This window comes from Mycobacterium riyadhense (assembly GCF_963853645.1).
Lineage (GTDB): Bacteria > Actinomycetota > Actinomycetes > Mycobacteriales > Mycobacteriaceae > Mycobacterium > Mycobacterium riyadhense.
Window position 1 is genome coordinate 1,667,119 of sequence record NZ_OY970456.1, and the last position, 12,804, is coordinate 1,679,922.

The window sequence follows — 12,804 nt, forward strand, 5'->3', positions numbered from 1 at the left end:
CACGGCTCATGGATGCAGGCTCCACTGACCGTAATCCGGGGCAAGGACGTCGTTGACGTCGACTTCGTGTCCCCCGACGACTGGACCTGGGTTCGACGCCGTACTCACCACGCGTTGGTAGAGAACTGCGGCGGGGTCGATCTGACCGTGTGACCAGGCCTTGGTTTGCCAGGCCCACCGGTGGCCGGGGGTGCGCGAACTTCCGATAACGCCGTCGGCAGCCGCCCACTGGCACACATCGATACCACCGTAGACGCCGGTGCGCTGCACTCCTAACACCGAATTGATTCCGCGAAACCACTTCAGCGCCAGAGTGTTCCAGGTGTGGTGGTTTATGTCCTCGTCGATGGTAAAGAAGATTGGGGCACTTTGACCGCCACCAGCCGCGGTATGCAGCTTCCAGGCGGTGCGAGCGTCGGCGACGCCGCCGTTGAACCCGCGCTTGAAGTCCGATGATGCTGTCCCGCCGGGCTTGCCGTATTGGTAGTTGCTGACGATCATCAGCCCGGCTGCTTTCAGTTGGTCGGCGTAGCGCCGGGTGATCGGTTTGGCGCCAAAGGACGCGCCGGGCCGCGACAGCGAGACGTAGTTGATGACGCCGGAATAGCCAGCAGCTCGAATGTGCTCCGCTGGGATTTGGCTCTGGGCGAAGTCGATCAGTTTGGGAGTCGCAGCAGCCGCTACTGGGGCGGCAACAGACGCCATGGCCGATGCCGCAGACAACGCTGGCATTGCGGACATAGCGATGGTGTAGCGCAACACGTCACGCCGGCAAATTGGGCGTGGTCGCCGGAGGTTTAGACACACCGACATGTCCATCGCGTGATGTTAACAATGTGACTGCTGTGAAAAGATGGTGTGTTTGAGCTGATACCAAATCGGGTCCGTGTCGTTCACCGGACAGCGTCAGTGGGCTAACTTGCAGACCCGTTTGATGCAGTTCCGGAACACCTTCGACGGGCTGGTCTGCTTGCCGCGAATACAGGCGGCGGCCAGCAAACGACCTGGCATTGGAGACTGCCATTGACGCCGTCAAGATTCGAAAACAAACTGCAAGTAACGAGCGGTATCCAATCGGATTGAAATGGATCGAAACCGCAGGAAATCAGCATTTGCGCAGTTCAGGGGAGGGGTTCGAGTCCCTTACCTCCACCCATTAACTCCATAGGGTCGGGCACGGCCTCGTGGCGGGCTAATGTGAGCCGTCCGACGACAGTGTTGACCAATGGAACCCGGAACTGGCCATTTTGGCATTTCCGCTCATGATCGGGTGGCCAGTCCACAACGTCAATCCTGTGATGCCGTCACGCAGCTGCACTGTGGTATCAATCAGGTATCATCCCTGCATGGGAATGACCCTGCGCCCCAGCGAGCAGCAGGCACAAGCGTTGCGCCGGCAGGCTGCCGCCGAAGGCCGGTCGATGCAAGCCGTCGCGCTATCGGCCATCGACGAGTACATCGCGCGGCGGGCGCACCAGGCCAAGGTCGCCGCGGCGCTGCAACGCGTGGTCCGCGAGGAGGCGGGCGTGTTGGAGCGTCTTAAGGACGCATGACGGATTACCTGGACCTCGAAGATCTGCTGGAAATCGCCCGAGAGGCCGTTGGCAGCGATGTCGTGGTCAGGGACTACGGTTTGCTCGAATCAGCTGTGGCGCGGCCTCGCGCCTCGGTGTTTGGCCAGGATGCCTACCTAGATCTGCACCTTAAGGCGGCCGCCCTGCTGCATTCGCTGGCACGTAATCATGCGCTGGTGGACGGCAACAAGCGCCTCGCGTGGACAGCCTGCCGGACGTTTCTGGCCATCAACGATCAGTGGATTCGTGCGGCGGAGGACGAGCGCTTCGACTTTGTGATCGGGGTGGCCAGCGGTGCAATGGGCGACCTCGACAAGATCGCAGGACAACTGCGCAGTTGGAGTTACCAGGAGGGCTGAACAGCCGGACGCGGACTCGACCGGTGAACCGAGTCGCTTCTACCTGGTGATGTGCAGCGGGCCGATACCGATCAGGTTGTCGCCGGTGAGCCCGATGCCGATGTTGTAGTTGCCGGTGTTGAACAACCCTTGGTTGAAGTTGCCGTGGTTGCCCACGCCAAGAATGGTCAGGAAGCTCAGCGGCAATCCGCTGTTGCCGGTGCCGGTGTTGCCGATGCCTAGATTCAAAGTGCCAATGTTGTAGGCGCCTACGTTTTGCGTGCCGGTGTTGAAGGCGCCTACGTTTTCGATGCCGGTGTTGAACAGGCCAGCGCCGCCAAACCCGATCGTGGTGGGGTCGACATCGAAGGGGCTGACGTTGCCGATGCCGAGGTTTTCCACGCCGGAATTGAAGGCGCCGAAGCCGCCAAAGGTGGTGATGGGGTCATCAAAGCCGATGTCCCAGTGCGGGCTGAGGTTGGCGATGCCGACGTTGAGGCTGCCGGTGTTGTTGATGCCGGTGTTGAACAGGCCGTTGTTGTAGAAGCCGATGTTGCCGCCGCCGATATTGCCGTAACCAAAGTTGGCGATGTCCTGGACCGCCTGTGCGGGCGCGAACAAAGGTGCCGCCGCTGCCGGGGCGCCGCCGCTGCTGATGTGTAGCGGGCCGATACCGATTAGGTGGTCGCCGGTGAGGCCGATGCCGAGGTTGTAGTTGCCGGTGTTGAACAGGCCCTGGTTGAAGTTGCCGTGGTTGCCCACGCCGAGGGTTTGCAGGATGCTCAGTGGCAGGCCGCTGTTGCCGGTGCCGGTGTTGGCGATGCCGATGTTGAGGGTGCCGGTGTTGGCCAGGCCGACGTTTTGCTGGCCGATGTTGAAGGCGCCGACGTTGTCGATGCCGTTGTTGGACAGGCCGAAGCCGCCGAAGGTGGTGATGGGGTCGGTGGGGGTGAAGTTGGGGCTGACGTTGTTGATGCCGAAGTTGAGGGTGCCGGTGTTGAACAAGCCGATGTTGCCCTGGCCGACGTTGCCGTAGCCGAAGTTGGGTAGGGCGGCGGCTGCCGCGGAGGCGCCACTTACGCCGGCAACAGGTCCGTTGATCGCAGCGAGCGCGGCTTGCTCCAGGCTCTGCAATGGCGAAACGTTAGCGGCCTCGGCCGCGGCATAAGCATTGCCGGCGCCCGTCAACGCCTGCACGAACTGGGTGTGAAACTTGGCAGCCTGCGCGCTGAGCTCTTGATAAGCCTCCGCGTGCCCGGAAAACAGCGACGCCACCGCCGCCGATACCTCGTCGGCCCCGGCCGCCAGCAACAACGTCGTCGGCGCCGCCGCCGCCGTGTTGGCCGAGCTGATCGTCGAACCGATAGCCGTCAAGTCTGATGCCGCCGTTTGCACAGACTCTGGCACCGCGAATAGGAACGACATCACAACCTCCTGGCAATTGCATTCGTATCTACTGCCGGTCCGGCCTCGTTGCCGCTCGGCGATCCCCGACCTTAACGAGACCCCAACGATGGATGTATCCGTTTGGACGCAAATTGACTTAAGCATTTGCTAGGTGTTGCTGAGAGCCAGCTATGCAAATACATTTTGATAGTGCAATTTGCACGAAAGCGCTGGCCGGCGATTGTGTAAACTGTACGAACGGTCGGCAATTTGTGTGGTCGACGCTATTTTCGCTGACGACAATTTCGGCGACAACCCCGACGACAGTCGCTCTCTCAACCGCAACGGTCACGACTCCGAAACATCGTCATCGCGCCTGGTAGCCCGCGGTGTCCAGGCAAATTGTGCGCAGACATCGGCGGACATCCGCGCTGGATCGGGCATGTCGTAGCCCGATGGAGCACGGACATCGCGTGATTCGTCGAACGACTGTCGATTCGATCGAAGCAGAACAACGCGACCACCAGTCGCCGGCCTATCGATGTTGAGAAGCCGTTGGCCGACCCGCTCGCCATCGCAAGTTCGCATTTGCTGCATGGGCTCGGGTCGACGTTTATCGCCGCGCGCTGTCTGCGGAACTACGTCGGCCTCGACGTCCGCAACCGATCCCGCGCCACACTCACCACGCTCACCGATTCCTGGGGAATACCCTGCGAATCTTTAGAGGTTCAACCGGCGGATGCCCCAACCAGCCGGGCGATCCCATCCGCCAGCACATCGAGGCTCAGCGGCCTGCCGGTAATCAACGCATGCAGCGTGGCGCCGTCGAGAAACACGGCGACTGCCTCGGCGGCTCGTCGCCCGATCCGTGGTTCGAGCAACGCGACCAATCCGTCTGGCCACAGCCGGGCTAGGCGCTGCAATTCCGGTCGATGCGTTGCCGCGATGTACAACTCATTCAGCGTGCGGTGCCGGTCCCGGTCGGTCAGGTAGTCGGCGGTAAGCCGGGCCAGGGTGGCGGGAAGCTCGGCGTTGTCGTCGAGCTCGCGGCGCCACTGACCGAGCACCTCGGCCGACGTGGTCGCGGCGTGCGCGAGCGCGGCGTCCCGCATCGCGCCGAGATCCCTGAAGTAATACGTCGTCGACCCAACGGGCACATCCGCCTCCGCGGCGACCCGGCGATGGGTCAGCTCGCCGAGGCCCCGGCGCGCGATCACCCGTCCGGCCGCCTCGACAATCGCCTGCCGGCGGCCGGCGGGGTCGCGCGGACGGCGGTCGGAGGCAGTGGTCAATGGGCACCGGCCAGGTTCAGCGTGACCACGCCGACGATGATCAGCCCGACGCCGACGATCTTGGCCAGCGAAGCCGGCGACCCGAGAAACAGCACCGCGATCAGCACGATGGCGGCAGTGCCGATGGCCGACCAGAGTGCGTAGGCGACGTCCGTCTGCATCCCACGGGAAATCGACAGCGCCAGCAGCGCGAAGGCGACGGCGTAGCCGACAAGGCACCCCAGGGTGGGCCACAGTCGCGTGAAGCCTTCGGTGCCCTTGAGCAAGCTGGTCGCCACCACCTCTGCGAATATCGCGCACAACAGGAACAGATAACTCAACACGCCTCCTTGTGTACGAATGTACATGTACAAATGTACACGACTCCTGCGTCGACTTCGTGCCATGTGCACACTCAAATGGCCGCAGACAGCCGTCAATTACGCAACAATGACGAAAGTTGTGGCTAGTCGAGGAGCCGCCCTATGCGTCCTTGGATCATCTGGGGCGCCGGACTTCTGGCCTACATTGTCGCCGTGTTGGACCGCACGACGATGGGGGTCTCCGGCCTAGAGGCCGCGCAGCGCTTCGCCGTCACCCCCGGCGTGCTCTCGACTTTCGTCGTGATTCAGGTGGTCATCTATTCCGTTGCGCAGATTCCTGCAGGGGTGCTACTCGACCGGTTCGGCTCCAAGGCGCTCATCGGCGTCGGCGCGGTGGTGCTGGCCGCCGGTCAGATCATCCTGGCGTTTGCCGTGTCGATGCCCGCGGCCGTCGCCGCGCGCGCCGTCGTGGGGTTGGGCGACGCCGTAACGTTTATCTCCGTCGTCAAACTGGCCTCGTACTGGTTTCCGCCCAACCGCGTCCCTCTGATTACCCAGTTGACACTCGCCGGCGGTCAGCTGGGCCAGGTGCTCTCGGCCGTGCCGTTTCTGGCCGTGCTCACTGGCTCGGGCTGGACCACCGCCTATATATCTGCCGCCGCGCTGGGCGTCATCTGCGCCGCTATCGGCGTGGCGTTGATACGCGACACCCCTCACGGGCACCACGCCGGCATCGAAACTCCAACCCTTGGCGAACTTCTCGCGAGCATCAGGACGGTTTGGTCGAACCCTGGCACCCGGCTGGGATTTTTCACCCACATGAGCAGCACGTTCCCGATCATGATCTTCAACTACATGTGGGGTGTTCCGTATCTGACGGCGGCGCAAGGCGTCTCGACGGAGGTAGCTGGCTCCCTGCTCACCGTGTCGGTGGTGTCCGCGTCCGCTATTGGCGTCGCGGTGGGCATCTGGACAAGTCGGCATCCACGCCGGCGTCTGCTCATGGTGCTAGCCATTATTGCCAGCAATGCCCTGACCTGGACGGCGGTGCTAGCGCTGCCCCACCGCGCCCCATTGTGGCTGCTGGTCGCCCTGGTTGTCGCGCTGTCTGCCGGTGCGCCCGCCTCGATGGTCGGTTTGGACTTCGCTCGGACCTATAACCCAAGCAAAACGCTTGGCATCGCCAAGGGCATCGTCAACATGGGCGGCTTCCTTGCGGCGCTGACGGCCATGCAGGTCATGGGATTCATTCTGGAGGCAACCGACGACTACTCCTTTGGCTCGTTCCGCCTGGCCTGGACAGTGCAGTACCCGGTGTGGGTGCTGGGGGCCATCGCCATTCTCGTCACTGGGCGAAAGGCTCGGCGGCACACCGAGATCGAGCATCGGCAGAACTGGGCCGCGATCTCTGAGACCTCTCTGACCGCTGACGTCGACTAAACATGTTGGGTATGACAACGAATCTCAATCGCCGCCTCGCTGGGTATTCGCCGGCCGTGCTGAGCTTGTTCCGGTTGGTCTACGGTCTGATGTTTGCCGGGTACGGCTCGATGATCCTCTTCGGTTGGCCCATTCGTTTGGCGCAGCACGTCGAGTTCGGATCGTGGCCCGGCTGGTACGCCGGGCTGATCGAACTGGTTGCGGGGCTCTTGATTGCCGCCGGATTGTTTACCCGCGCCGCTGCGTTCGTTGCTTCGGGTGAAATGGCGGTCGCCTATTTTTGGATGCATCAACCCCGTTCGCTCTGGCCGATCGGTGATCCGCCTGATGGCAACGGTGGAATTCTGGCGATACTGTTCTGCTTTGGTTTCTTCCTGCTGGTCTTCACGGGCGCGGGCAGCTACTCGATTGACGTACTGCGTGCCGCGAGGCCCGGAAGCTCGTCAGGTTGGCTCGCGTGATCATCCGACGGCGCCAAAGTAGTGGGTCTCCATCAAGGTGCGGACGTCGGCGTCATCGCCCTCCTCGACGGCTGCGCAGACGCGACTTTAAAATCCCATCTTCTTGCATGTGACATTTCGGTTCTGGCAGTACATTCCGATACCACCCCAGTCGCGTTGTGGGCCGCCTTTGACGCCCGGATTTAGCGCGCGCGGATCCTGGGTCAGTCCCGGGATAATGATGAGCAAATCGTCGATTATCTCAGGAAATGCATCGTCGCTTGGGTCTGCGCGAGCGACGCCGCTGCCGCCCACGAGGGCCGCCACCCCGATCAGGACGGCCAACGCGGCGCGTGCGAACCATTGAAGGGTCATTGATCGCCCTTTCTGCCGTCTGCCACGAATCCCTGGCTAAGTCGAAAGCTTACTCGCCGAGCGAACATGTGAGTGGTCCGGCGAACAAAGAACGTGCAGGAATTGCGCACACCCTCGCTGGCGAGCGGCACCGGTCTTGCCAGCCTGCCTGGTCTGCATCGCAAACCTGCTACAAACGCGCAACAACTCCGATTTCGTCAACCAGCAAAGCTGTGAGCGAATCGGGCCGCGCCTAGCGTGTAGGCCGTGATGCCGATTTCCGCGGTGCTTCGCCGTGCTGCGGTTCTCGCCGTCTGGCTGGTCGTATCGATGACCGCGCCTTCTGCAGGTGCGCAACCCGACGCCGAACCCCCTCCCGGTGCGGTGCCACCAGCCGACGGGGCCGTACCCCCTGGCGCACCGGTGAGGTTGAACACACCTGACGGGTGGACCCTGGCCCTCGGCGCGAAGGACGAGAGACACGTTGCCGTGCCGCCGCTGACCACAGCGACGTCGTCTCGCGAATACCTCTCCAGCGGTATATTCGGCGCTTCGCTAACCGGCCCGGAATCGCCTCGCGGCTACCTCGAGGCGGGTTACGAGATCGGTTGCGGGATCGACATGAGCACGTCCAACGGCTTCGTCATGGCAAACGGTAGCGGTGTCGCTCCCTCTCTTGGCTCGGAGCTACCGCTAGGACCCGGTCAGCCACCGATTCTCATACCGCTGATCACTGGGTCGTACAACAACGTGATCAGCGTGGGGCTCAAGCCCGGGTTCGTCGTCATCGTGCCGGTGGTCAGGAAAGAGTTCCATAGTGCAAATCCCTGGATCATGATCCATGACTTCCACGTCAAGATCGACGGATGTGTCGGCCAGTCGTTTATCCGCTCTTATTCGACCCTGACTCGCATTACCGATGAATCCGACGTGGTGCTGTCCTACGTCGGCACTACCAAGGCCCTCTGATCTCGGTTGGCTCGCGATGCTACGGCCCGCGCTGCTCGGCGTGCCGAGTCCACTGTCTTTGCAACTGTCGCTCCGCGGCTGTGGGAATGAGGCTCGACGGCGCGAACTTCTTCGACGGCATCGGGTCGTCCTCGGTCAGCGGTCGGCCGTTGCCCCGAATTGCCTTGAGCGCCAAGATGACTCCGGCAACGAACACAATGACGACGACCATCGCGAAGACGATTGACAAGGTGCCCTGAATGAACGTGTTTCGGATGACGTTGTTGAGCTCATCAAGGTTCGTCGCCGACCCGAATGCAGTCTTGCCCGCTTGCTTGGCCGTCGCGTACTGGGAATGCTGAGTCCAGTAGCCGACGGCGGGATCGGCGGAGAAGATCTTCTGCCACGATGCGCTCAGCGTGACGGCCAGATCCCACAGCAGCGGAATCCCGGGTATCCAAGCCCATTTGAGGCGACCCAGCTTGACGACGATGACGGTGATGATCGTCAGCGCGATCGCCGCCAGCAGTTGGTTGGCGATGCCGAACAGCGGAAACAGCGTGTTGATACCGCCCAGCGGATCGGTGACACCGAGTAACAGGATGCTGCCCCACGCCGCGACCACCACCATGCTGCAGAGCCACACGCCGGGACGCCAGCTCGGGTTTCGTAGCTTGCGCATCGGGCCGCCCAGGTTGCCCAGCGCGTCAGAGATCATGAACCGCGCTGCCCTGGTGCCGGCGTCGACGGTGGTCAAGATGAACAGCGCCTCGAACATGATCGCGAAGTGGTACCAAAACGCCTTGAGTGCCGCACCGCCGAACACTTTGTGCAACATCTCCGACATGCCGAACGCCAGCGTCGGTGCGCCGCCGGTACGCGACACGATTGACTTTTCGCCCACACTGGCGGCGGCCCGGTTGAGCTGGTCAGCAGTCACCGGGTTACCCGGCAAGCCCAGCCCGTTGACATAGCGCGCTGCGCCGGCTGCGGTGTCATGGGTCTGGGCTGCGGGTGCGTTCAGGGTGAAATACAGGTGCTGGTCGAGGATCGACGCGGTTATCAGCGCCATGATCGCAACGAACGACTCGGTGATCATGCCGCCATAGCCGATCAGCCGCATCTGGCCCTCCTTCTCCAGCATTTTCGGCGTGGTCCCCGACGAGATCAGCGCATGGAAGCCCGAAAGGGCGCCGCACGCGACGGTGATGAACAGAAACGGAAACAGGGAGCCGGCGAACGCGGGCCCGTTGCCTTTGACTGCGAAGTGCGAGATCGCCGGCGCCGCGAGCGTCGGGTGGGCCAGACACACGCCCACGGCGAGCAGCGTGATGGTGCCGACCTTCATGAAGGTCGACAGGTAGTCGCGCGGCGCGAGCAGCAGCCACACCGGCAGCACCGACGCGGCGAAGCCGTAACCGATGAGCAGCCAGGACAGTGTGACCGGCGACAGGCCGAACCACGTTGCGCCCCAAGACGTATTGGCGACCCAGTTGCCCGAGACGACGGCGAGTAGCAGCAGCCCGACGCCGATCAGCGATACTTCGGTCACCCGCCCGGGCCGCAGGAACCGCAGGTAGTACCCCATGAATAGGGCGATCGGGATGGTCATGGCGATCGAGAACACGCCCCACGGGCTCTTTGCGAGTGCTCGCACCACCACCAGCGCCAGGACCGCGATCACGATGGTGATGATGACCGGGATTCCGATCAGTGCCGCCACCCCGGCGCTGCCGCCGAGTTCGTCGCGAACCATCTGGCCCAGCGACCGACCGCGCCGCCGGGTGGAGATCCACAACACGAGGTAGTCCTGCACGCACCCGCCGAGTACCGCGCCGATGACGATCCAAATGGCGCTGGGCAAATAGCCCATCTGGGTGGCCAGCACCGGACCGACCAGTGGCCCGGCTCCGGCGATGGCGGCGAAGTGGTGGCCGAACACCACGCGCCGATCGGTCGGCACGTAATCGGTGCCGTTATCAAAGACTTCGGCCGGCGTGGCGTGATCGTCGCGGGGGCGCACGATCTTCATTTCGATCAACCGCGCATAGAACCGAAACGCGACGATGTAGGTGCAGCTCGCGGCGACCACCAGCCAAACCGCATTCACCGGTTCGCCGCGCACGAACGCGATAACCGCCCAGGCGATGGCCCCGAGGCCGGCGATCGCGCCGAACACGATTCGGTGCCTGACGGTAATGGGGGAGCGGTCGACGATGGCGACGGGTGGCAGGTCGGCGTCGGTGCGGATGTAGGTGACGTGCCGCTGCTGCTCTTGGAAGCGCTCTGCCACGGCGAAAACCCTACGCGAGTAGGACACTCAGTACAGCGCGCGCACGGTGTCGATGGTGTCGGCTTCGGCCGGACCCTTGTCGTCTCGGTAGCGCACCACCCGGGCAAATCGCAGCGCCAGTCCGCCGGGGTAGCGCGAGGACCCTTGGACACCGTCGAACGCGATCTCGACGACCTGCTCGGGCCTTAGCTGCACGACGTACCCGTCGGTGGTGCCGACGGCCAGTTCGGTGAACCTTGCGGTCTGCCAGTCCAGCATGGCGTCGGTCATGCCCTTGAATGTCTTGCCCAGCATCACAAATCCGCCGGTGGCCGGGTCGCGCGCGCCCAGGTGAATATTGGAGAGCTTGCCGCGACGGCGTCCCGAACCCCACTCCACGGCGAGCACCACCAGGTCGAGGGTGTGCACCGGTTTGACCTTCAGCCAGCCCGCTCCGCGACGGCCCGCAAGGTAGGGCGCAGTCGGAGACTTGGCCATGACCCCTTCGTGGCCGGCGTCCAGTGTCGCTTGCAGAAAGTCGGCGGCCGCCGCCTGGTCCGAAGTAACCAGCCGGTCGACGCGATGCTGGGCGGGCACCAAAGCGTCCAGTTCGGCCAGCCGATCGGTGGTTGGCGCGTCGAGCAGGTCGACGCCGTCGCGATGCAGGATGTCAAAGAAAAAGACCGAAAGCGGCTGTGCGGCAAGGGCGGTCGCTACGTCGACGGACCGGCCGAACCGCGACGCGGTGACCTGGAACCGATGTGGCCGGTTGTCCGGGCGCAACGCGATCGCCTCACCGTCGACAATGAGGTCGCGCACCGGCAGCGCCCGCGTCGCCTCCACCACCTCGGGAAGCCGCGCGGTGACGTCGTCGAGGCTTCGGGTGTAGACCGTGACCTCGTCGCCGGCCCGATGGATCTGCACTCGGGCTCCGTCCAGCTTTGCTTCGAAAATTGTTGTGCCGCCGTGATGTTCGAGTGCATCGGCCACGCCGGTTGAAGTCTGGGCCAGCATGGGACCCACGGGCCGGCCCACACGCAGCGTGAAGGCGTCCAGGGCCGCGGCGCCACCGGATAGACCTGCCGCAGCCACCGCCGGCAGATCCCCGCCCAGCATCGCCGCACGCTGCACCGCGGTGGCCGGGATGCCGGCGGCCTTGGCGACCGCGTCGGCCATGATTCCGGCCAGCGCACCCTGGCGCAGCTCGCCGCCTAGCAGGCGGAGCAGAAAGGTCTGCTCGGATTCGGTTGCAGCGGAAAACAATTGCGCGATCAGCTCCGCCCGTCGTGCCTGTGACCCCTTGCCGGATACCGCGCCGATTTCGGAGAAGGTGGCGTCGACGGCCGCAACGGTCAGCACCGGATCCGCCGCCGGTGGGGGTAGCGACCGCAACGCCGCCCAGCCAACACCGATCTGGCGTTGCCGTAGCTCCCCGGAAAGCCACGATACGATGATCGCGACCACCTCGGCATTGGTTGCGGCGCGCCGCAGCAGCTCTGCGATGCGCGCAACCTTGGTCAGCCGCGACGAGGTGCCGCCGACGTTCAGCGATGTGCTTGCTACATCGACAAGGAGCACTTTGCAAGCTTGGCATGGCTCGCCGACAAACCCGCAGAGCGGACACGCTAGCGTTACAGATTGCATGGATTCTGACAAGCTGCAGAAGGAGAGGTCCGGATGGAGATCAACGGGAAGAAGGTCGTCGTCATCGGCGGCGCGTCGGGGATGGGACGTGCCAGCGCCGAGTTGCTGGCCCAGCGTGGCGCGCAGGTTGCCGTGCTCGATCGCGAGGGATCCGACGGCAAGGCCGTTGCCGAAGGGCTCGGTGGCAAGTTCTATCCGGTCGACGTCACCGACTTCACCGGCACCGAGACGACGCTGCACAACGCGGTCGACGACCTCGGCGGTCTGCACGTCACGGTGACCACCGCGGGCGGCGGCATAGCCAAGCGCACCATGACCAAGTCCGGCCCCCACGATCTCGAATCCTTCCGCGCCGTGGTGGATCTCAACCTCATCGCCACCTTCAACATCAGCCGGCTGGCCGCCGCGCACATGAGCAAGAACGAACCCGAAGACGAAGAGCGGGGCGTCATCATCAACACCGCGTCGATCGCGGCCTTTGAAGGCCAGATCGGGCAGGTCGCCTACACCGCCGCCAAGGCGGGCATTGCCGGTATGTGCCTCACGATGGCACGAGACTTGGGGTCATTGGGCATCCGCGTGCTGGCCATCGCGCCGAGCTTGTTCTTGACGGGTCTGACCGCGATGGTTCCGGAGGACATGGCGGCCGCCCTGGTTCGCGATGCGGCGTTTCCGAAGCGGATGGGCCGGCCCGAGGAGTACGCCAAGTTGGTGGCGGCCATCGTGGACAACCCGATGCTCAACGGTCAATGCCTGCGACTGGACGCGGGCCAGCGGTTCGCGCCCAAGTAGCCGTCGCGTAGGTGTGGCGCGC

General features: G+C 63.7%; 13 protein-coding genes. 6 read left to right on the top strand and 7 right to left on the bottom strand.

The window, feature by feature from the left end; all coding sequences use genetic code 11:
- Positions 1–6: 6 nt before the first annotated feature.
- Positions 7–741, bottom strand: a complete 735-nt coding sequence (locus AADZ78_RS07595) for a DUF1906 domain-containing protein (RefSeq protein WP_372510538.1) — start codon at positions 739–741, stop codon at positions 7–9.
- Between the two features lie 605 nt (positions 742–1,346).
- Here AADZ78_RS07595 and AADZ78_RS07600 point away from each other — a divergent pair.
- Both AADZ78_RS07600 and AADZ78_RS07605 read left to right on the top strand, forming a co-directional pair.
- Positions 1,347–1,553, top strand: a complete 207-nt coding sequence (locus AADZ78_RS07600; protein WP_085251991.1) for a CopG family transcriptional regulator — start codon at positions 1,347–1,349, stop codon at positions 1,551–1,553.
- The gene (locus AADZ78_RS07605) at positions 1,550–1,933 is read left to right on the top strand and encodes a type II toxin-antitoxin system death-on-curing family toxin (RefSeq protein WP_085251990.1); all 384 of its coding nucleotides are present in this window, start codon (positions 1,550–1,552) and stop codon (positions 1,931–1,933) included. The genes AADZ78_RS07600 and AADZ78_RS07605 overlap by 4 nt, the downstream gene beginning before the upstream one ends.
- Positions 1,934–1,972: 39 nt before the next feature.
- On the opposite strand, the gene AADZ78_RS07610 is transcribed toward AADZ78_RS07605, so the two are convergent.
- The 3 genes from AADZ78_RS07610 to AADZ78_RS07620 all read right to left on the bottom strand — a co-directional run bounded on the left by AADZ78_RS07610 (position 1,973) and on the right by AADZ78_RS07620 (position 4,910).
- Positions 1,973–3,337, bottom strand: a complete 1,365-nt coding sequence (locus AADZ78_RS07610; protein WP_139828903.1) for a PE family protein — start codon at positions 3,335–3,337, stop codon at positions 1,973–1,975.
- A 689-nt stretch (positions 3,338–4,026) separates the two neighbouring features.
- Positions 4,027–4,590, bottom strand: a complete 564-nt coding sequence (locus tag AADZ78_RS07615; protein WP_085251988.1) for a TetR/AcrR family transcriptional regulator — start codon at positions 4,588–4,590, stop codon at positions 4,027–4,029.
- On the bottom strand, positions 4,587–4,910 hold the full coding sequence (locus tag AADZ78_RS07620; RefSeq protein ID WP_085252005.1) for a DMT family transporter: 324 nt from the start codon (positions 4,908–4,910) through the stop codon (positions 4,587–4,589). The genes AADZ78_RS07615 and AADZ78_RS07620 overlap by 4 nt, the downstream gene beginning before the upstream one ends.
- 144 nt (positions 4,911–5,054) lie before the next feature.
- On the opposite strand from AADZ78_RS07620, the gene AADZ78_RS07625 reads away from it, so the two are divergent.
- Both AADZ78_RS07625 and AADZ78_RS07630 read left to right on the top strand, forming a co-directional pair.
- Positions 5,055–6,332: an MFS transporter gene (locus AADZ78_RS07625; protein WP_085251987.1), complete on the top strand. Its 1,278-nt coding sequence runs from the start codon at positions 5,055–5,057 to the stop codon at positions 6,330–6,332.
- 11 nt (positions 6,333–6,343) lie between these two features.
- Entirely contained in the window at positions 6,344–6,793 is a 450-nt protein-coding gene (locus tag AADZ78_RS07630) for a DoxX family protein (protein WP_085252004.1), read from the top strand.
- Between the two features lie 87 nt (positions 6,794–6,880).
- On the opposite strand, the gene AADZ78_RS07635 is transcribed toward AADZ78_RS07630, so the two are convergent.
- A complete protein-coding gene (locus AADZ78_RS07635; protein ID WP_085251986.1) occupies positions 6,881–7,147 on the bottom strand; it encodes a hypothetical protein in 267 nt (88 codons plus the stop codon).
- 249 nt (positions 7,148–7,396) lie between these two features.
- Between AADZ78_RS07635 and AADZ78_RS07640 the strand changes: the two genes are divergently transcribed.
- Positions 7,397–8,095 carry an MspA family porin gene (locus AADZ78_RS07640; protein ID WP_085251985.1) on the top strand — a complete coding sequence of 233 codons (699 nt, stop codon included), beginning with the start codon at positions 7,397–7,399 and terminating at the stop codon, positions 8,093–8,095.
- Between the two features lie 19 nt (positions 8,096–8,114).
- Here AADZ78_RS07640 and AADZ78_RS07645 read toward each other — a convergent pair whose 3' ends face one another.
- Together AADZ78_RS07645 and AADZ78_RS07650 are read right to left on the bottom strand one after the other, a co-directional pair.
- Positions 8,115–10,367, bottom strand: a complete 2,253-nt coding sequence (locus AADZ78_RS07645) for a carbon starvation CstA family protein (protein ID WP_085252003.1) — start codon at positions 10,365–10,367, stop codon at positions 8,115–8,117.
- Between the two features lie 27 nt (positions 10,368–10,394).
- On the bottom strand, positions 10,395–11,924 hold the full coding sequence (locus AADZ78_RS07650; protein ID WP_085251984.1) for an ATP-dependent DNA ligase: 1,530 nt from the start codon (positions 11,922–11,924) through the stop codon (positions 10,395–10,397).
- A gap of 99 nt (positions 11,925–12,023) precedes the next feature.
- Here AADZ78_RS07650 and AADZ78_RS07655 point away from each other — a divergent pair, with 99 nt between their 5' ends.
- Complete coding sequence (locus AADZ78_RS07655; protein WP_085251983.1) at positions 12,024–12,782, top strand: SDR family NAD(P)-dependent oxidoreductase; 759 nt, start codon at positions 12,024–12,026, stop codon at positions 12,780–12,782.
- The last annotated feature ends 22 nt before the right edge of the window (positions 12,783–12,804 follow it).

Excerpts from the sequence above, each read along its gene's own strand:
- AADZ78_RS07595 (WP_372510538.1), bottom strand. The coding sequence starts at position 741 with ATGTCCGCAATGCCAGCGTTGTCTGCGGCATCGGCCATGGCGTCTGTT.
- AADZ78_RS07605 (WP_085251990.1), top strand. The coding sequence starts at position 1,550 with ATGACGGATTACCTGGACCTCGAAGATCTGCTGGAAATCGCCCGAGAG.
- AADZ78_RS07630 (WP_085252004.1), top strand. The coding sequence starts at position 6,344 with ATGACAACGAATCTCAATCGCCGCCTCGCTGGGTATTCGCCGGCCGTG.
- AADZ78_RS07610 (WP_139828903.1), bottom strand. The coding sequence starts at position 3,337 with ATGTCGTTCCTATTCGCGGTGCCAGAGTCTGTGCAAACGGCGGCATCA.
- AADZ78_RS07635 (WP_085251986.1), bottom strand. The coding sequence starts at position 7,147 with ATGACCCTTCAATGGTTCGCACGCGCCGCGTTGGCCGTCCTGATCGGG.
- AADZ78_RS07640 (WP_085251985.1), top strand. The coding sequence starts at position 7,397 with ATGCCGATTTCCGCGGTGCTTCGCCGTGCTGCGGTTCTCGCCGTCTGG.
- AADZ78_RS07655 (WP_085251983.1), top strand. The coding sequence starts at position 12,024 with ATGGAGATCAACGGGAAGAAGGTCGTCGTCATCGGCGGCGCGTCGGGG.
- AADZ78_RS07625 (WP_085251987.1), top strand. The coding sequence starts at position 5,055 with ATGCGTCCTTGGATCATCTGGGGCGCCGGACTTCTGGCCTACATTGTC.
- AADZ78_RS07600 (WP_085251991.1), top strand. The coding sequence starts at position 1,347 with ATGGGAATGACCCTGCGCCCCAGCGAGCAGCAGGCACAAGCGTTGCGC.